The sequence below is a fragment of the Enterococcus sp. HMSC078F03 genome, assembly GCF_001811595.1.
Classification (GTDB): domain Bacteria; phylum Bacillota; class Bacilli; order Lactobacillales; family Enterococcaceae; genus Enterococcus; species Enterococcus faecalis.
Genome location: NZ_KV805579.1, coordinates 45923 through 64065, shown reverse-complemented (window position 1 = coordinate 64065; position 18143 = coordinate 45923). Strand labels below are relative to the sequence as shown.

Annotated in this window: 15 protein-coding genes; 4 read left to right on the top strand and 11 right to left on the bottom strand. The window is 38.0% G+C overall.

Annotated features, from left to right (window positions below; all coding sequences use genetic code 11):
* Nucleotides 1-37 precede the first annotated feature (37 nt).
* On the top strand, nt 38-1219 hold the full coding sequence (locus HMPREF2810_RS10685; protein ID WP_002383300.1) for a hypothetical protein: 1182 nt from the start codon (nt 38-40) through the stop codon (nt 1217-1219).
* A 100-nt stretch (nt 1220-1319) separates the two neighbouring features.
* Nucleotides 1320-2759, top strand: coding sequence for a global transcriptional activator MafR (locus HMPREF2810_RS10680; protein WP_002416059.1), 1440 nt, complete (start codon nt 1320-1322; stop codon nt 2757-2759).
* Nucleotides 2760-2764: 5 nt separating this feature from the next.
* Here HMPREF2810_RS10680 and HMPREF2810_RS10675 read toward each other — a convergent pair whose 3' ends face one another.
* The 9 genes from HMPREF2810_RS10675 to gst all read right to left on the bottom strand — a co-directional run bounded on the left by HMPREF2810_RS10675 (nt 2765) and on the right by gst (nt 13167).
* On the bottom strand, nt 2765-5317 hold the full coding sequence (locus HMPREF2810_RS10675) for a cation-transporting P-type ATPase (protein WP_002383298.1): 2553 nt from the start codon (nt 5315-5317) through the stop codon (nt 2765-2767).
* Nucleotides 5318-5466: 149 nt separating this feature from the next.
* Nucleotides 5467-6729: a serine/threonine transporter SstT gene (gene sstT / locus HMPREF2810_RS10670; RefSeq protein ID WP_002383297.1), complete on the bottom strand. Its 1263-nt coding sequence runs from the start codon at nt 6727-6729 to the stop codon at nt 5467-5469.
* 128 nt (nt 6730-6857) lie between these two features.
* Nucleotides 6858-7241 (bottom strand): potassium channel family protein, encoded by a 384-nt coding sequence (locus HMPREF2810_RS10665; protein WP_002355036.1) that lies wholly within the window; start codon nt 7239-7241, stop codon nt 6858-6860.
* A gap of 116 nt (nt 7242-7357) precedes the next feature.
* Nucleotides 7358-8317: a restriction endonuclease gene (locus HMPREF2810_RS10660; protein ID WP_002383295.1), complete on the bottom strand. Its 960-nt coding sequence runs from the start codon at nt 8315-8317 to the stop codon at nt 7358-7360.
* A gap of 23 nt (nt 8318-8340) precedes the next feature.
* Nucleotides 8341-9081 (bottom strand): tRNA pseudouridine(38-40) synthase TruA, encoded by a 741-nt coding sequence (gene truA, locus HMPREF2810_RS10655; RefSeq protein WP_010715458.1) that lies wholly within the window; start codon nt 9079-9081, stop codon nt 8341-8343.
* A gap of 111 nt (nt 9082-9192) precedes the next feature.
* On the bottom strand, nt 9193-10974 hold the full coding sequence (locus HMPREF2810_RS10650) for a hypothetical protein (RefSeq protein ID WP_002383293.1): 1782 nt from the start codon (nt 10972-10974) through the stop codon (nt 9193-9195).
* Between the two features lie 151 nt (nt 10975-11125).
* Entirely contained in the window at nt 11126-12052 is a 927-nt protein-coding gene (locus HMPREF2810_RS10645) for an anti-sigma factor (RefSeq protein ID WP_002367388.1), read from the bottom strand.
* A 2-nt stretch (nt 12053-12054) separates the two neighbouring features.
* On the bottom strand, nt 12055-12519 hold the full coding sequence (locus tag HMPREF2810_RS10640; protein ID WP_002383292.1) for an RNA polymerase sigma factor: 465 nt from the start codon (nt 12517-12519) through the stop codon (nt 12055-12057).
* A gap of 138 nt (nt 12520-12657) precedes the next feature.
* On the bottom strand, nt 12658-13167 hold the full coding sequence (gst, locus tag HMPREF2810_RS10635) for a DinB family glutathione transferase (protein WP_002381118.1): 510 nt from the start codon (nt 13165-13167) through the stop codon (nt 12658-12660).
* Between the two features lie 332 nt (nt 13168-13499).
* Here gst and HMPREF2810_RS10630 point away from each other — a divergent pair, with 332 nt between their 5' ends.
* On the top strand, nt 13500-14903 hold the full coding sequence (locus HMPREF2810_RS10630; RefSeq protein WP_002383291.1) for a dicarboxylate/amino acid:cation symporter: 1404 nt from the start codon (nt 13500-13502) through the stop codon (nt 14901-14903).
* A gap of 97 nt (nt 14904-15000) precedes the next feature.
* On the opposite strand, the gene HMPREF2810_RS10625 is transcribed toward HMPREF2810_RS10630, so the two are convergent.
* Both HMPREF2810_RS10625 and rlmH read right to left on the bottom strand, forming a co-directional pair.
* Complete coding sequence (locus HMPREF2810_RS10625) at nt 15001-15843, bottom strand: LEM-3-like GIY-YIG domain-containing protein (protein ID WP_002381116.1); 843 nt, start codon at nt 15841-15843, stop codon at nt 15001-15003.
* 47 nt (nt 15844-15890) lie between these two features.
* Nucleotides 15891-16370, bottom strand: coding sequence for a 23S rRNA (pseudouridine(1915)-N(3))-methyltransferase RlmH (gene rlmH / locus HMPREF2810_RS10620; protein WP_002383290.1), 480 nt, complete (start codon nt 16368-16370; stop codon nt 15891-15893).
* A gap of 400 nt (nt 16371-16770) precedes the next feature.
* Here rlmH and HMPREF2810_RS10615 point away from each other — a divergent pair, with 400 nt between their 5' ends.
* Nucleotides 16771-18060, top strand: a complete 1290-nt coding sequence (locus tag HMPREF2810_RS10615) for a S1C family serine protease (RefSeq protein ID WP_002416060.1) — start codon at nt 16771-16773, stop codon at nt 18058-18060.
* The last annotated feature ends 83 nt before the right edge of the window (nt 18061-18143 follow it).

Sequence of the window (18143 nt, the reverse complement as noted above, 5' to 3'; positions counted from 1 at the left end):
AAAACTTAGTAAAATGTCATTTTTTTGGAGCGATCATATGAAAAATAAATCGATCAATTACGAAGCCGTTTTAGCTCTTGTTGTAAAAATTTTTTTGGGAATGTTCCTGTATTGGATCATGAATGGCTTTCGACATGTGTCTAACTTTTTTCCTTACAATGACGTAGTTACCAAAGTGAATCAGCAGGGATTTTACAAATTTATCTATTTTGTTATGAACTTCACGGAAGGAGAATTTTACGGTGGACTTTTTACAACGCTTTTCTTACTAATCGGCGGTCTGATTGCTTGGCAACTTTATCGAAAAAATTCAAAATGGCAGGGATTTGCAATTGCTGGTGGCTCTGGTGCTTGGCCTTGGGTACTTGCTTCTCAGCTACTTTCCCTCTTTTTAACTATTTATGTTTTTGATTTTACACGCTTTTTTACAAAAGAAGTGTTGTGGTTACCAACGTTTATTGTAGTGGTCGGCACGCCGCCAGCTTTAACACTCGTTTACGGTCCTGGCTGGAAAAAATTAGGAACGATTTCTCTGTTGAGTGCGCTTTTCACTTTTCCGTTTGCCAATTGGCTGAATGCGCAATTGATGCCTCTTTTAAATGTGCCTGGTACAGTTTCCAACGTTACCACAATGGCTTTTGTTGGCTGGATTGTTTCAGCCATCTGTCATCAACTTCCTTGGATGGTTCCTTCTGTTGCACCAATCGCTCAGAAGCGGCAAAAACAACCTAAAATTGAAAATACGCAAACCTTTCAATGGTCAATACGACGCACTTTTGCTGACTTCTCCGAAGCTTGGTTTTATGGAAATGAGTTAGTTGGAGGTTTGGTAATTCTAGGCGTTTTAACAGATTGGTTTGTCAATATTAATCATATTACAAATGGTTCTGGCTTGGTTCCTGACATTTTAATGGGACAAATGATTGCTTCGGCTGTTGGTGTTTTTCTTTATCGAAAACATTTCGCTGAAGAAGGTTGGTATCCAACGTTTATGCCACTGGTCAGCATTGTTCCTGGTGTGATTTTAATGATGGGTGGTGGTTTTTGGCTTTCCCTGACCATCGCCGTTTTAGCAGGAATCAGTGCGGCCCCTGTCGGTAACTATATTGCTAAACGATTACCTCCGTTTGTTCCTGATGCTGTCGGCTTTGTATCAGGAATGGCTGTTGTAACTATTTTATTGTCAGCCGTTTTGTATACATTTGATATTTTTGTATAGTGAATAAAAAGAAGCGAATCGTAATTCGCTTCTTTTTTTAATTGACCAATCCCCTTTTTATCCGTATTCTTAAGCAAAAGGAGGTTTTGCCATGTACTCCATGTTAAAACGTGTGATAACGGAAAAAGATTTGCTTCGGCAAATTCGTTTGTTGGAACAGTTATTAAATGTTCCTCAGCTGACAGCCAAGCGTTTAGCCACGCAAATCCAGACGACAGAGCGAACCGTTTTTTCGGATTTACAATATATTCGCAGTCAATTACCCGCCGACTGGTCCATTGAAACCGATAGCAGTGGTATTCGGTTACGCAATCAGGGGAATGCGCAAACCAATGAGCTTTGGTCATTATTTTTACCTCAATCCATTAGTATTCAGCTATTAAAAGAACTACTATTTACGAAAGAGTTAGTGACAACTTCTTTTTTGAGCACTAGTGGTGTTTCTTATGAAACTTTGAAGCGACATATCAAAAAAATGAATCAGGCCTTACGTGATTTTCATTTAACGATTCAACTAACCACGACGACCATTCAGCTAATCGGGGCAGAAAGCAATATTCGGATTTTTTATCATCGTTTGTTGGTGCCTTTTACTCATAATAATTATTTTTTTGACGATTATTCGATTCATGAGGAGCATTATTTTCAATTTTTGAAACAAGTTTACAGTAGTGAGTTGACGGTGGAAACGGAAGAAATTTTTGGTGCTTGTTGGTTTTTCATTAACACGATTCGCAACAAAGCCAATTGCCGAGTGAGTCAATTTTCTTTTGACTCAAAAGATGTCTTGTTTCAACTTTATCAACCGTCCTTGGCAAAACTTTATGCTTCTGAAGGCATCTATTTGCAAGGAGAAGAAAGTTTTTTTGCCTTCTTTTGTTTCTTAGAAAGCTGGAATTACGATAATGTCTATGGCGAAACGTTGGCTTCTGCGCTCCACACTCATTACAGCCAGCTGCGAAAGTCGTTACAGCAGTTTGTCACTAATTTGTCCACTGAAGAAGCCCGGCCTGATTTAATCCAAACAAATTTATTGGATAATCTGTTATTGTTATTCATTAAATATACCGAGTCCCCAACACTTTCTGAGCAATTTCAATTGGAATATCAAGAATTAATGACCGAACAAGCCGCAGAGGACCTTGCGTTATCAAAGAGCAACCAAGAACTTTTGGAGATTTTATCTCGCTACACCACGATTGAAGAACCAACTTATTTTCTTAGTTTGGCTTCTTTGTTAGAAAAACAAGCCATTTATTCCATTCAGGCGCAAACGATGACTGCCTATTTCCTCTTTCAAGGGGAACCTGCTTGGAAAGCTTTTTTACAACAAGAATTAGCTGCTTATTTAGGTACTCGTGTGAAATTACAAGATATTGAATATGTGGAACTAAGCCAGTTGACGTTAAATGAAGCCGACATAATTATTTCCAATTTCCCCTTGGATCATCTTGATCTTCCTGTCTTTTATCTCTCTTTAATTCCAACAAAAAATGAACTCCGCCGACTAGCAGAGCTCACTCTTCATTCTTATTTTTAAAGGAACTAGCGAGGACATTCGCTAGTTTTTTGGCTTTCTTTCGTCATGAATCGTTTGGTTATATATTTTTCCCCTTCAACAAGGAAAAACAGACTCACAACATGGACGAAAATCATTGCTAATTGAAGGCCATTTAAAGAAGTTGTGCCAATTAATTGCTGCGCTACTGGCCAGTAAACTACTAGCGCTTGTAGTAAAAAGAGGATTCCTAATGAAGCAAACAACACTTTATTTTGGAAAAATCCTGTGCTTAACGACGGATCAACCAACTTACGACAGTTGATCATATACGCTGCTTGCGCTAAGACGATACTTTGTAAGAGGAACGTTTGCTGTAAGGCTTGGCCCTCAAATTGTAACGCCATGAGGTAACCTGGTACCATAATGAGTACCGACACATAGATGATTCTAAAAATACTGTACTTTGTTAAAATGCCTTCGTTGACATCTCTTGGTGGTCGTTTCATGGTATCAGCACTCGCTTTTTCAAAACCTAATGCATAAGACAAAGTAATCGTAGTTACCATGTTTACCCATAATATCTGGACAGGTGTCAACGGGAGAGGATGATTCATTAAAAGCGCCCAGACAACAATTAAACCTTGTGCTAAAGAAGTTGGCAAGAAGAAGGTAATCGTCTTTTTCAAGTTATCAAAAATGCGGCGTCCTTCTTTCACAGCTTTAGCAATCGTATGGAAATTATCATCTGCCAAAACCATATCTGCGGCTTGTTTGGTTACTTCACTTCCTTTAATTCCCATGGCAATTCCGACATCAGCTTTCTTTAGTGCTGGCGCATCGTTCACGCCATCACCGGTCATGCCGACAATTTCACCATTGTTTTGTAACGCCGTGACAATTCGTAATTTATGTTCTGGCGTTGTTCGTGCAAATACATCGACTTTTTGAACGTGCTGGGCTAATTCTTCATCTGACATAGTATCAATTTCTAATCCTTCAAGAACTTTTTTCGTATGCTTTAAACCAACTTGCTCGCCAATGGCTTGCGCTGTATCTTTATGGTCTCCGGTAATCATTTTGACGGAAATACCTGCTTCTTGAGATTCTTTGACGGCTTGAATGGCACTTTCTTTTGGCGGATCGATGATGCCTGCCAGTCCAGCAAACGTCAATCCTGACAATGTTTCATGTGTCAGTTCCTGTTGTGACGTAACTGTCTTATAAGCGAAACCTAATACCCGTTGTCCTTTTTGCGCTAATTGCGCAGCTTGTGCTTGCCAAGCACCTTTTTGATTATCAGATAACGTAGAAAGTTGTAACAATACTTCTGGCGCACCTTTGACATAAATAATTGAACCTTCTGCTTGCGGATGGCGAGTGGCCATGTATTTATAACTTGAACTAAACGGAATTTTCTTTTCTACAGGGCGTAAAGACAGTTGATCCTGATCAACATATTGTAGTAAAGCTAACTCGGTAGGATTCCCTTGTAAGTCGGCGATTTTTTGTTGGTCTTGTAATTTCAATTCTTGACAGTTGGCCATAATCTCTTTGACAATGGTCATTTCTTCAGTCACTACATCCATTACCGTCATTTCATTTTTAGTTAGCGTTCCTGTTTTGTCTGAACAGATAACTGTCATTGAACCTAATGTTTCAACGGAAGGCATGCCTTTAATAATCGCATTTTCTCTAGCCATCTCATGAACACCCATCGATAAAATCATCGTTAACACAGCAGGTAAGCCTTCTGGAATCATTGCTACAATTAATGCAATCATCGCAGAAAATAAGAGGCTCCATTCCATGCCATGACGAAAAGTGGTAAAGAAAATCAGAAACACGATCAAGACCATAATCCCTTGGAAAATTTGCTTGTTTAATTGGTGCATTTTCCGTACGAGCGGCGTTGTTTTTTGATCTACTGACTGCAACGCGTGATTAATTTTTCCAACTTCAGTGGCATCTCCTGTTTCTACTACAACACCTAAGGCCGAACCTGCTTGGACAAGTGTTCCTGAAAAAGCCAAATTCTTTTGATCGCCTGTTGGCAATTCCTCATTCAAGGAACCGGTAATTTTCTCCACGGCTTCTGATTCGCCTGTCAAAATTGATTCTTCAATCATCAGATTATGAACATCAAATAAGCGCAAATCTGCTGGAACTACATCGCCAGCTTGTAACGTGACTACATCTCCCAGAACCAATGTTTCAGAAGAAACGGTTGTTTTTTGTCCATCAATTAGAACGACTGCCTCTTGGCCCATCATCTGTTTCAGGCCGTCTAATGATTCTTCTGCTTTACGCTCTTGCCAATAACCGACAAAGCCATTGACAAGTACCACTAGAAAAATGATACTTCCTTCGACCACTTCGCCTGTGGCAAATTTTAGAATTGCGGCAGCGAGTAAGACCACCATTAGTAAATCTGTAAAATGTTTGGCTAGCTTTTGCCACGTTTTCAGTTGTTGTTTTTCTTCAATTTTATTTGGACCATTCGTTTGTAAACGTTGCTGACGTTCTTCGCTAGAAAGACCCGTTTGCTTCGTCTTAGTCTGCTCGATTACTTTTGTTGAGGAAAGTTGATACCATTTCATTTCGTGTACCTCCTATTTACTTGATACCTTTATTATAGAGAGGATTTTCTTCACAAAATGGTCGATAATTTCAGTGGCCCCTGAAAAAAATGGGGCCGAGATTATTAAAGAAAAGAACAACCCACATTTTAGCGGGTTGTTCCTTTCTTTTAAATATTTTCTTGTTCGACCACCAATTGACTTTTGCCAATTAACGCTTTAACATCAATGATTTCACCATTTTTACGTCGGTCTGCTAACTCAACTGAGGTGGTAAACAACAAGTCACTAGAAGAGTTCAACGCTGTTTCAATGGAATCTTGGACTACGCCGACGATAAAGCCAACGCCGACGACTTGCATGGCAATGTCATTGGAAATGCCAAACAAACTACATGCAAGCGGAATTAACAACAAGGAGCCACCAGCAATTCCTGAAGCCCCACAAGCAGAAACAGCGGCGATGATGCTCAACAATAATGCTAAATAGATTGGCACGGACATCCCTAATGTGTGGACTGCCGCCAATGTCATAATAGTAATCGTAATGGCTGCGCCACCCATATTAATCGTTGCGCCCAGCGGAATAGAGACCGCATAAGATTCTTCATTTAAATCCATTGCTTTCGCCAATTCCATATTAATGGGAATATTGGCCGCAGAACTGCGTGTAAAGAATGCGGGAATCGCACTTTCCTTTAATACAAAAAAGACTAACGGATACGGATTTTGCCGAATATTCCAAAAAACAATCGCTGGATAAACGACTAAAGCAACTACGGCCATCGTACCAATTAACAATAATAGTAACTGACCATACTTGGCTAACCCTGCAATGCCTGTTGTTGCCACCGAATGAAACACCAAACCTAGAATTCCAATTGGCGCAATGCCGATAATCATTTGAACGACCGTGGTAATCCCTGTTGAAAGATTGGCAATCACATCCTTGGTAGCGACCGAACTTTGACGTAGCCCAATGCCGATTAATGAGGACCAAAATAAAACAGATAAATAATTGCCTTCAATCATCGCTTGAATCGGATTTTGGACAACGCTTGTTAACACATTACTTAAAACATCACTAAGTTGCGTTGGGGCTGCTTGCGATTCCTGCGCCGCCTCCAAGACAATCTTAACGGGAAACAGATAGCTTGCTGTCACGGCAACAACAGCTGCCAAAAATGTCGCTAACAGATACACAACTAAAATTGATCCAACATATGTTTTCGCCCCAGCCTTTTGTTGGGCTAGCGACGCAATAATTAAGACAAAAACTAAAATCGGCGCAATTGCTTTTAAGGCGCCCACAAACAATTCACCAAGAACGCTGATGAAGGTCCATTCAGGCACCAAGAAACCCAAGGTGGTTCCAATCACAATCCCTATCATGATTTTTTGAATTAACGATAATTTCCGAATCGCTTTGACCATTCACTTCACGCTCCTTTAAAATAAAATACAGTTTGGGACATACTACCATAATTATTAAGATAAAAAAAGAGTGTTTCTCAAAAAACTTTCATTTTTCGAGAAACACTTGGTCAACTCATCAATTTCGTCTATTTTTCTGAAGACTTTTCCGCTGAATGTTCTTTGTTTTTATGGTGATGGTGGTGATGACTTTGTTTAGAATACAAGTAGGATTTTGCTACGACCGAAATAAACATAGCCATAATCCCCAAGCCCACTGTAGCATAAACCATGGTGAAAATTTTTCCCAAGTCAGTAACTGGATGCACATCTCCATAACCAATCGTGGTTAACGTCATGAAACTTAAATATAACGAATCTAATGGCGACAATTTTTCCACTGTTGAATAAAAAATAGTCCCACTCAACAACGTGGTTGCCAATAAAAAGAACAAGGCACGAGTGTCTTCTTTTTTTAAGATACCTAAAAAAGATGAAAATAATTTTTTGACAGAAATAAGTAAAGATAGCAACAAAATGACCTCTTTCTATTGTTAATCTCTTCTTAACGTTAGCACTTTTCAAAAAAAGTTCAACTTTTTAATTGGTGTGGTTAAAGAAAATTTATTTTTTTGTTATTTATAATAAGCTAAAGCTCATCTTCAAAGTAATCATTATCAATTCTAAATAGCTTGTACGTCTTGGCTATTTCTACACCAACACCAAACTCTAACATGAGCTCTGTTAATTTTATACCATCTATTAAAACTATCCCTTGATTTTTGGCAAATTCGTGCGCATTAGCACTAAAACTAGAAGTTGTTATAAAAACTCCTCTATCTGCATTTACAGCAGCTAAAGCGCCATAAAATCCTTGTATAGCAGGGCGACCAATGGTATTAGTTTCGTGATATCGCTTTGCTTGAACATAAACAGTACTAGTTCCTAATGGATCCTGATTGATGATGCCATCTATTCCACCATCATTTGATTTGGATGTAACAACTGCCGTTCCGTGTTTTCCACTATATCCCATTGTCTCCAATAAATGTATAACTAACTTTTCAAAAAATACTGGCTCCACTTGTCGAACTTTGTTTAATAGTTCAATCGCAATTTGATTATTTTGATTGTTGATCATATCCTCAATGTCTATTTTAGCACTTTCAATTGGTGCGCTTGCTTCGATAGTAGTCGTTCCAACACGATTATTCCGTTCGACTAATTCTTGCATATATTTTTGATATGCAGGTTGTTGTTCCAAAAGTTTTCTATTGATTTTTTCACCATAATTATTTAATAAATCCAAACCTAGTTCTGTTATTTGATACATACCTCGTTTAATCCGTTCAACAGCTCCAGCTTTATACAAATCGCTGATAGCAAAGCTGAAACGATTTGCTAAGATCCCATCTCCTTGAGGGTAGTTTGGATACATCATTGAGGCAATTTCATCCGGAATATCTAAGAACTGAATAATACGCTTTAAAATGATCTTTCTGTTCAGTACATCTCCATCTTTCAAAACTTCTAAAGTATATGGCATTAATGATTCAAATGTTGGAATACCTTCATTAGACGCTTTTAGTTTTTTCCAATCTTTATTCACTTTTCCCCCACCTCTAAAGTTGTTTATTTATAATACACTTCATCTAAAAACAACCCTTGTGCCGGAGCCGTTTCACCTGCGCCTTCTCGGACTTTTGTTGCAAATAATTCGTCGATTATCGCTAATTCTTTGGTGCCTGCACCAATTTCTAAAAGTGTCCCAACGAGGATGCGGACCATTTTATGCAAGAAACCATTGCCCACAAAAGTGAACTGTAACATTTCGCCGTCTCTTTCAATCGTAATCTTTTCAATCGTTCGAGTAGTCGATTTTTTGGTTTTTTTCAATGCTGAAAAGCCAATAAAATCATGGGTCCCTATTAATTTTTGGCAAGCTTGTTCCATTTTTTCTTGATCCAACGCTTTGGGAAAGTGAAAACTATGATACCGTTCAAAGGCATTAGGAATTGGGCTATTCCAAACATAGTAGCTGTATTGTTTGCCTGTGGCGTTATACCGTGCATGAAAACGTTCAGGCATTTCTGTAACTTCTTTAACAACAATATCGCCAGGTAAATATCGATTTAAAAAGGATAACATTTCGGTTGTTGTTAGTGAACTAGTCGTTTTAAAATTCGCTACTTGACCACGTGCATGTGTGCCGGCATCCGTTCTGCCTGAGCCAATAATTTCAATCGGTTCACCTGTCATTTGTGTTAAAATACTTTCAATTTTCCCTTGAATCGTTTTCTCTGAATTGCCTAGTCGTTGCCAACCTGAGTATCTTTTACCATCATATTCAATGGTTAATTTTATGTTGCGCATGGGCGAAGCTCCTTCGTATTCTTTTTCTCTCTTATCATAGCAGAAATAGGTGGATTTTTCTTCTTTTCCAAGAATAAAACACCTCTTTTCCATAGAAAAGAGGTGTTTTATTTAGTTTAATCCTGCAATTTTCAATTCTTCAACATTCGCTGCTTTAGCATTTTCAGTCACTACGGCTTTAAATGTCACTTGGTCGCCCTCTTTTAAGAATAGCGCCAGCGGACTGTTATTAGTCGTTACGCTAAAAATGGTTTTTTCATCTTCTAGTAAAAATGAAACTACCGTTTGCGCTTCCCCAGCTACTACTGAGATACGAGCTACTTTACCTTGCATCGTTTTCAAGTTGGCTTTGTCTGTATTTTCATTGTTACTTCCTTTGGTTACTAACTCAATTCGATAAGCGTCTAATGCGCCTTGTGCCGTGTCTGCATCAATCACAATATCATTATCTACGGCGTTTATATAGACATATTTTTTGAAAATCCCTTTACTGTCCATTAACGAAACAATCCACGTTGGCACGCCATCAATGTTATAAAGGACTGGCATACTAGCTTTCCATTTCTTTTCTGGATAAATTTTTGAGGCGATAGAAATGGCGCCATCACTATCCATAATGCCGACTTTAGTATCACGATAATACGTAACTTGACCTGTTCGGGCATTGATTAAGGAGTAACCTAAAGCGGAATCTTGGTCTTTTTCACTACTTGTAAAGTCCGTAAAATAAAGCAACTGGTTCCCTTCCTTGTTCATCATCGGCGTAATTTGTCCTGATGCATAAATACCATTTTCAGTTGGAATTTTAACATCTTTTTTGGCACCAAACATTGTCTGGTTCCACCAGCCTTGACTGTAACGACCAAAGAATTCATTTAAGCTATTCGCCGCTGAGCTAGTAATCGGCGCATCAACGAAACTTGGGGCTTTTTGACTGTCATAAACGTTAACTTCTCCTGTTGTAGCATTCAATACTGCCGTTTTAAATTCATTATAGTGCATGCGACCAGAAACCCCATACTCTTTGTAAAGCGTTTGAATATAGTAAGGATTCCCTTGGTCATCCAGCTCTAAATTGATTGTGCCAGTTGCTGCATAACCTGGATAAGCGGAATAAATTTTTCGTGCGGCATCTTTGCCAAAGTAAGCTGAAGGAGTATAAACAATTGGTTTTTCTACAAATTCTGGCTGTGCGTTGATATCTGTTGCACTAATGATGAAATAGCCAGGTACTTCCCCCAGTTTTAGCCATTTAAAGAAGCCATTAAATTCGACTGTTGCTACATAAACATACTCGCCATTGACAACTTGTGCCGTTATACCATCCAAAGTAAACATATTGGAATTGGGAATGACAGAAAATTTCTGTAACATTTTTCGTTTCGCCGTTTGTGGTGCAATCGCAATGGGTGTTTCTTTCGCCGAAGTTAAAACTTCAGCTTTTTCTTCCGTTTTTAAAGGAATCGTTTGATAAATTTCATCAATAGAAGAGATTCTGGTAATACTACTGACAATGGTCAACAAAATCATTGCCAAAACGGCAACACCCAAAATTTTGCCAGACCAGTCTTTGTTAGCCGTTTTGTTGGTATTCTTGCCTACTTCTTTGCAGCCCTTTTGGATACCAGGAACTTCGACTTTACTAGCTAAGCGTGTACTTAATAACACCCCACTAGCAATCACTGCGCCAATCAAATTAATCCACAACACGGTTGAAAGATTTTTACTTGGCAAAGTCACAAATAAAAAGATACCTAACAAGAGCAGTTCCATCACCATTAATAGAATAGTCCCTTTACTCTTTTTCCCTTTATTCGCTACAATTTTGGCGCCATTCGCAACTAAGATCCCGATACCAAAAAATAACGTTAACCCAATAAAATTAAAAAACATTCACTTGCCCTCCTCATATATAAGTAAAAAAAGTGCTCCCACGCATTGTAGAAGCACTTCCTGTGATCCATTCTATTATAACGTTTTCTATTTTTACTGACAATATCGTTGAAGCAAAATCAGTCGGAAGGCTTAGAGTTCTGAAGAACGTTTATTTCTCTGGCTGAATATAAGGAACGATAGGTGCGGTCACGCCAATTGAAGCACCACGAACAAAAGGTTCATTTTGTAAGGCTTTGAAATTTTTGGTTTGTCCGGTGAGCATGACTCCCCAAATAGGTAATTTTTCGACTTTTTTATTTTTATTTTGTTGGATAAACTTTTGGCCTTCTTGGTTGTCAGCAAACAACGGGGATTTTTCTAAGGTTTCAAAAAAGTGTTGCTTGTCGTTTTCAGGATCAAATATTTCGTTGTGATCGTCCATGCTTAATTGAAAACCATAAGGCAGCGTACCAGAAGGACCTTCTTTTTCATTAACCGTTTTGGAGTAAACATAGAGCCAAACTAAGTTGACATTGCTCGGTAACATTTTGCGGACTTCTTCATATGGATAAGGTTTATCAAAAGAAATCGCCACTTCCGCTACTTGGTTTTCCATTTTATCTAATTCACTTAATTCGTTTTTAACATCACCATAGTAATTGGTAATCGCTGGGTTATAAAAAGATGCTACTTTCTGCTTGGTTTGTCGGTTGTATTCATAAAAATTCTTAGAAGAATAATAGCTACCAGGATAGACTTCATTCCAGTCAATCGAATTTCTGAAAAAGCTATATCTGCTACGTAAATTACTCCACTCCACCGTGTAACCATCAATATTTTTTGAACGATTGGTCACAACTTCGCCCCCAAAAGGCGAACTATTAGCAATTACTTGGGAGTCTAATTGAGTGTTTGGTGAAGCAATCATTTCTTGATCATTTATTACTTCTAGTAAGGCCTGATAGTTTTTCGTCGAAAGTTTATCCATTCCCACAAAAAAACCGACAAACAATACGGCAAAACTAACAACGGTTATGGCACCAATCACGATAAATTGTTTTCTTTTCGCTTTACGAATACTTTTTTTTAAATCCACTTCTATTCCTCCAGTTCTTTTTTTAATTTTTGACGTGTGCGATACAATTTTTTGCGAACATTTTCAACAGATAATTCTAAAATCAACGCAATCTCGGCATACGATAATTGATAATAATATTTCAAAAGTAATAGTTCTTGTTCCTCATCTTTTAAGGAATCGATCAATAATAATAACTCTTGCCCTTCCATTTTTTCTATTGATTGTACAGGATGGCTGTTTGCCACAAAAGTGCGTTCTCGTTTCTTTTTTCGATACATCGTAATGTAGTAATTAAATGTTACTCGGAAAAACCACGGGCGTAGATTTTCTGATGTAATTTCAGGTAATATTGAAAAAATCGTTGTATATGTTTGCGACACTGCATCTTGTGCATCTTCAAGACTTGCTCCTCGGCGAATCAAGACTTGGATGACTTCTTGCCCCAAAGAAAATAGTACTTCGTCAAAATTTGCCTCCTTTTTCATCTGATTGCTCCTTTCACTTATACAACGTTTCAACTAGGGAAAAAGTGGACAGTCCTTCGCTCATTATTTTTATGTATTTTTTCTTTCAATAAAAAATGCTCCTGCTTAAGCAGAAGCATTTTTGTTTTTGCTTATTTATCATTTTCCAATGACTAATCTTCGTGTATAAACGGCTTGCCCAGAATGCATCACTGCATCATCAATCGCTGAAACTAAACGCACTTGTCTAGTCACCGGTGGGGTCCAATTTTTATCAATCACGTCTGACAATTGTTCTTCTTTGATTTGGTCTAAATAGCTTTTGGTAAGTGCCACACTGGCAGCCAAATAGTCACTAAGCAATTGCTTTTCTGTCACCACGACTTTCGCCGCTTCCTCTGGTGTGTGATGCCAGTCTTCTGTTTCATCTGGCAAATCCAAGGCAAATTTTTCTGTCCAGTGTTGGCTAAGCCATAACGGTTCACTATGATTAAGTGCGGAAATTTGTAGGTCTAATTCTCTGGCTGTGTGCCACATTAGCCAAGTAACAGACTTAATTAATGGTGCGGGCATCGTGTTTGCTTCGGCAACGGTCATTTGCGCAAGTGTTTCTTCAAAACGTTCATGCGCTCGGTCAAGGGTTTCACTAGAAAGTTGAGTGACTTTCATAAAAATACCTCCTTTGTGTTGGTGCCTGTTCTTTCGTTTCTATTTTCTATTATACTGCAAAAGAATCCGTTGTAGTTCTTTTTTGGCTGCGGTATCTGCGGAAAGGGTAAAGATCACTTTCTTTCTTCAAAAATAACACTTCCCTAAGTAAAAAAGAATTGACAATTCTCTTAGTTTCCCTTAGTATGTGGAAAAGTACCTTTAAGATAGTCCGAGAGGCTAACAAGGCAAAGTTCTGTAAAATTCTGTATTTTTGTATAGTGAATGATACGAGATGTCTTGCCCTTTTTTTGTGTGCAAGGCTTTTTTTGCGCGGTGCTTAATCAATTTATTTGGGAGGCAACAAAGTGGAAAAGAAAAAACGTGAAGTGAAAGGTATCTCATTTACCAAAAAAATGGTGATTTCATTGGTGGGAGGATTAATCGTTGGGCTCGGCTTTTTATTTTTAAGAGAGCACCTTATTCGCAGCAATCAAGGCGCTGTGTGGCAGACAATCAATCAGATTCTTTTCCAAGATATTTCAGATCCTGAAAAAGGACAATCTGCGATTGGGCTTTTCTATATTATTGGTCAACTATTTATTAACGGCCTACAATTAGTGATTGTGCCGATGGTCTTTACTTCAATTACTTTAGCCATTTGTCATATTACCGATACGCAGAAATTAGGACGAATTTCCTATAAAACGATTTTTGGCTTTTTATCGATGTCACTGATTGCTCTATTAACGGCTGGAATTGTGGGCTATAGCGTATATTTAACTGGTGCTTTTAATGTGTCGTTATCTGAAACGCTAGCTCCTGTCGAAGTAAGTACGAGCGGCAACCCATTAATGGTGATTGTCAATGCTGTCACGAAAAATATCGGTTCTGCATTTAGCGACAATGGTGCGATTTTAGCCGTTGTTGTGTTGGCAGTGATTACTGGTTTATGTATTAATGTATTAGGGGATAAAATTCGTGTTTTCAAAAAATTAATTGAAGAAGTCAATGCGATGGTCACGTTATTTTTAACCTTTGTAATTACTAAATTTGCTCCTATCGCCGTCTTTATGTTGTTAGTTCGGACGTTTGCTTCTTACGGGATTGATTATTTAAAACCAGCGTTAGTCTACGTCGTAACAACGACAGCGACGCTCTTAGCCTTTTTGATGATCGGTTACCCATTATTTATCTTATTTGCGACAAAATTAAATCCTGTTCCTTTTATTAAAAAGATTATGAAAGTTGTGGTCTTTGGATTTTCTACTTCTTCTTCGGCAGCCACTTTACCGTTAAATACAAAAACAACGGTTGAAGAGTTAGGTGTCGACAGCGATGTTGCCGCCTTTGTCTTGCCGTTAGGAATGACTATTAATATGAACGGCACAGCGATTATGCAAGTAATTGCGGCTATTTTTGTGGCGGGCGTAGCTGGTTATGAAGTGACACCAGCTAATATTGCCTTGATTGCCATTTTAGCTTTAATGTCATCCATTGGTACACCGGCGGCACCTGGCGCTGGCGGGATTATCCTTTTCACTATTTTAACTGGTTTAAACTATAACAATGAGATTGCGATTGCGACGTATTCATTGATTTTAGCCATTAATCGTCCAATCGAAATGCTCGTTACTAGCCTAAACGTGGTTGGTGATAGCGCCACTGCGATTTATGTTGCACATTCGGAAGATTTGTTGGATGAAGCCACTTATCTGACTGATGTCGCTGACTTGCAAAATGCGGAAGCGGAGTAATTAATGAAAAAGCAGACTTCTTGTATGGAAGTCTGCTTTTTTCGTTATTGTTATTTTGAATATATTCATTAAAAAATAACTTTTTTAAATAAAAATTCTAGTTATTAATATACGCAACAGCACTACCGCTACCAAACTTAATTCCTGGCAAACATTTTTTATACAAATTGAGCTCTTTTAATGTGTCTTTTCTACTTGATAAAGCTTGGAATGCATAACGAGTCAATCCATTCTCAAATATTTTTGATTCTGAATACTTTGAAGAAACTTTGTATGCAGCAACAACAGCATTGTCCGCTCCAGTGTTAACGGCAATAATATAGCGAATACGGTGTATTTTATCACGACCAATTACCCAGTTACCCAAGGTCCGCGATTTCAAGTTATTAACATCACGTAATGTATCATCTAATGGATACTCTTTCGTTTCATCCTTACTAAGGCGAAAAGCATCTCTTACTTTCACCGCTAGAATCAACTCATCTGTTGCTATTTCACTTATTGACATAGGTTGAAAACCAAAACATTCTTCAATGTCTTCCACTAACATAGCTTTAGAACCATGCCCTTTTACTAAGTTTGTCAACGGTAGCCTTTGAATAAGCCGTGCATAATTAATCAACGCATTTTCACTTGCAAAAGCCTCAGCTTCAGATAATCCATAACTAAGTATATAGCTTAGTACTTGCATCCCCAATGCATTTATCTCTTGAATCGTTTTTATTTTTAATGTTCCCGCTGTTTCATCGTTTTTTAATAAATTTGATTGTCGCAACAAATTTAGCGCAGCTTGTCGATGAGCAAAAACACGATTATCTTTCCCTTTACCAATATAAAAAGGTTGGTTGTTTCTTGGATCAACCAAACAGTATACATAATAAATATGCTGATTATCTTTTTGTAACTTATTTAGTGTTGGGGCAGAAAACTTATCTAACATCTATTTTGACTCCTTCTTTCTAAATTTCCGCTTCTTAAACACCGCCCCTACTTATGATAAGGTTCCCCTTTCATAATCCGAAAACCGCGATAAATTTGTTCCACTAATACCAAACGCATTAACTGATGTGGATAAGTTAAGCGGCCAAAAGAAATTTGTTGGTTACTTCGCTGAAGGACTGAATCACTGAGACCTAAGGAGCCACCAATGACAAACGTTAGGTTACTTTTGCCACTAATCCCTAATTGTTCAATTTCTTTTGAAAATTCTTCACTAGATAATTGTTTGCCCTTAATGGCTAAAACAAAGACGTATTCGTTGTCATTAATTTTTCCCAAAATACGTTGGCCTTCTTTTTCTTTGACTTGAAGCATTTCAGCGTCACTGAGTTTTTCCGGGGCTTTTTCATCTGGGACTTCAATGATTTCCATCTTGGCATAGCTATTTAAACGTTTTAGATATTCATTAATGCCTTGAATCAGGTATTTTTCTTTCAGTTTTCCGACTGTTACTAGTTTAATTTTCACCTATTCCACTACTTTCTCGTTTTCTCTTCTTTCTTATTTTAGCACGAAGTTTGGCTACTTTCCACAACGTTTCCACATACTTATACACATATACACAGAGTTATCCACAGAAGAAACTAAAAAATTACTTTATTTAACAGCTTTTTCAATACAAACACATATTCGCCACTGATTTGTCCACATTATCCACATTCTGTGGATAACTTTCCTGAAAACTGTACACAGAGTTATTCCCGATTTGTTCACATTTTTCTGTGTATAACTTTTTCATTCGTATTTTTTCTGTAATTTTTCCCTAAGTTGTTCATAAAAAATTCAAAGCTATTCGATAGACTAAAGGAGTAGGAAACAGATATACTTAATATAGAAAATTCAGATGCACTTATTGGGAGGTTATTTTATGCAACGAAAAGATGTTACACCTAATTCAGATAAAAAAAGTTTATTGCAAAAATTTGGGATTGGTTTAGCTGGCGGCTTACTTGGTGGCGCCCTTATTCTAGGAGGCGCTTATTCTGGGATTATTCCCACACCCAACGGCGGAAATAATGCGGCGACGACGACGTCCACTAATCACGGTGATACAAAAGTCAGCAATGTGAGTTACAATGTTTCTAGCGATGTCACAAAAGCCGTGAAAAAAGTTCAAAATTCTGTGGTTTCTGTCATTAATATGCAAAGTGCTAGCAACAATTCTTCGGCTGATGATCCTTTTGGGGGATTGTTCGGTGGGAATGAAGGTACTCAAGACTCTTCCGGCAACAATGGTAACGATTTAGAAGCAGCCAGTGAAGGTAGTGGGGTTATTTATAAGAAAGATGGTAAAACGGCTTATGTCGTGACAAATAACCACGTCGTAGATAAAGCACAAGGATTGGAAGTTGTTTTGTCTGATGGTACCAAAGTGAAAGGCGAATTAGTCGGAACCGATGCTTATACGGATTTAGCCGTGATTAAAATTTCTTCCGACAAAGTTGATCAAGTCGCTGAGTTTGGGAATTCTAGTAAAATCACAGTCGGTGAGCCTGCTATTGCAATTGGTTCCCCTCTAGGTTCTGATTATGCTAACTCTGTCACACAAGGAATCATCTCTTCTGTGAATAGAAATATTACCAATAAAAACGAGTCTGGTGAAACCATCAATATTAATGCCATTCAAACCGATGCTGCCATCAATCCAGGAAACTCTGGTGGTCCACTAATCAATATTGAAGGACAAGTCATTGGCATTAACTCAGTAAAAATTGTGCAATCAACTAGTCAAGTGAGCGTTGAAGGGATGGGCTTTGCCATTCCAAGTAATGACGTAGTCAACATTATCAACCAATTAGAAAAAGATGGTAAAGTGACACGGCCAGCTCTTGGGATTACGATGTCTGATTTAACAGGTATCTCTTCACAAAAACAAGAACAAATTTTAAAAATTCCAGCTTCTGTAAAAACTGGCGTAGTGGTTCGTGGTGTTGAAGCAGCGACCCCTGCTGAAAAAGCTGGATTGGAAAAATACGATGTTATCACGAAAGTTGACGGCCAAGACGTAAGCTCTACTACAGATTTACAAAGCGCGCTTTACAAGAAAAAAGTTGGCGACAAAATGGAAGTGACTTATTATCGTGGTTCTAAAGAAATGAAAGCAACCATCGATTTAACCATTGATAAATCAGCTTTAACACAACAAAATAATCGCTAATACAAAATGACCTAATATGTAGAACAACTGTCATTCTGAATGTCCTACATACACTACTAGACCTCACGAAGAAAAAGCACCTA

What these genes read in the sequence shown, in the direction of transcription:
- HMPREF2810_RS10685 (WP_002383300.1), top strand. Translation starts at nt 38, where the DNA reads ATGAAAAATAAATCGATCAATTACGAAGCCGTTTTAGCTCTTGTTGTA.
- HMPREF2810_RS10680 (WP_002416059.1), top strand. Translation starts at nt 1,320, where the DNA reads ATGTTAAAACGTGTGATAACGGAAAAAGATTTGCTTCGGCAAATTCGT.
- HMPREF2810_RS10675 (WP_002383298.1), bottom strand. Translation starts at nt 5,317, where the DNA reads ATGAAATGGTATCAACTTTCCTCAACAAAAGTAATCGAGCAGACTAAG.
- sstT (WP_002383297.1), bottom strand. Translation starts at nt 6,729, where the DNA reads ATGGTCAAAGCGATTCGGAAATTATCGTTAATTCAAAAAATCATGATA.
- truA (WP_010715458.1), bottom strand. Translation starts at nt 9,081, where the DNA reads ATGCGCAACATAAAATTAACCATTGAATATGATGGTAAAAGATACTCA.
- HMPREF2810_RS10650 (WP_002383293.1), bottom strand. Translation starts at nt 10,974, where the DNA reads ATGTTTTTTAATTTTATTGGGTTAACGTTATTTTTTGGTATCGGGATC.
- HMPREF2810_RS10640 (WP_002383292.1), bottom strand. Translation starts at nt 12,519, where the DNA reads ATGAAAAAGGAGGCAAATTTTGACGAAGTACTATTTTCTTTGGGGCAA.
- gst (WP_002381118.1), bottom strand. Translation starts at nt 13,167, where the DNA reads ATGAAAGTCACTCAACTTTCTAGTGAAACCCTTGACCGAGCGCATGAA.
- HMPREF2810_RS10625 (WP_002381116.1), bottom strand. Translation starts at nt 15,843, where the DNA reads ATGTTAGATAAGTTTTCTGCCCCAACACTAAATAAGTTACAAAAAGAT.
- HMPREF2810_RS10615 (WP_002416060.1), top strand. Translation starts at nt 16,771, where the DNA reads ATGCAACGAAAAGATGTTACACCTAATTCAGATAAAAAAAGTTTATTG.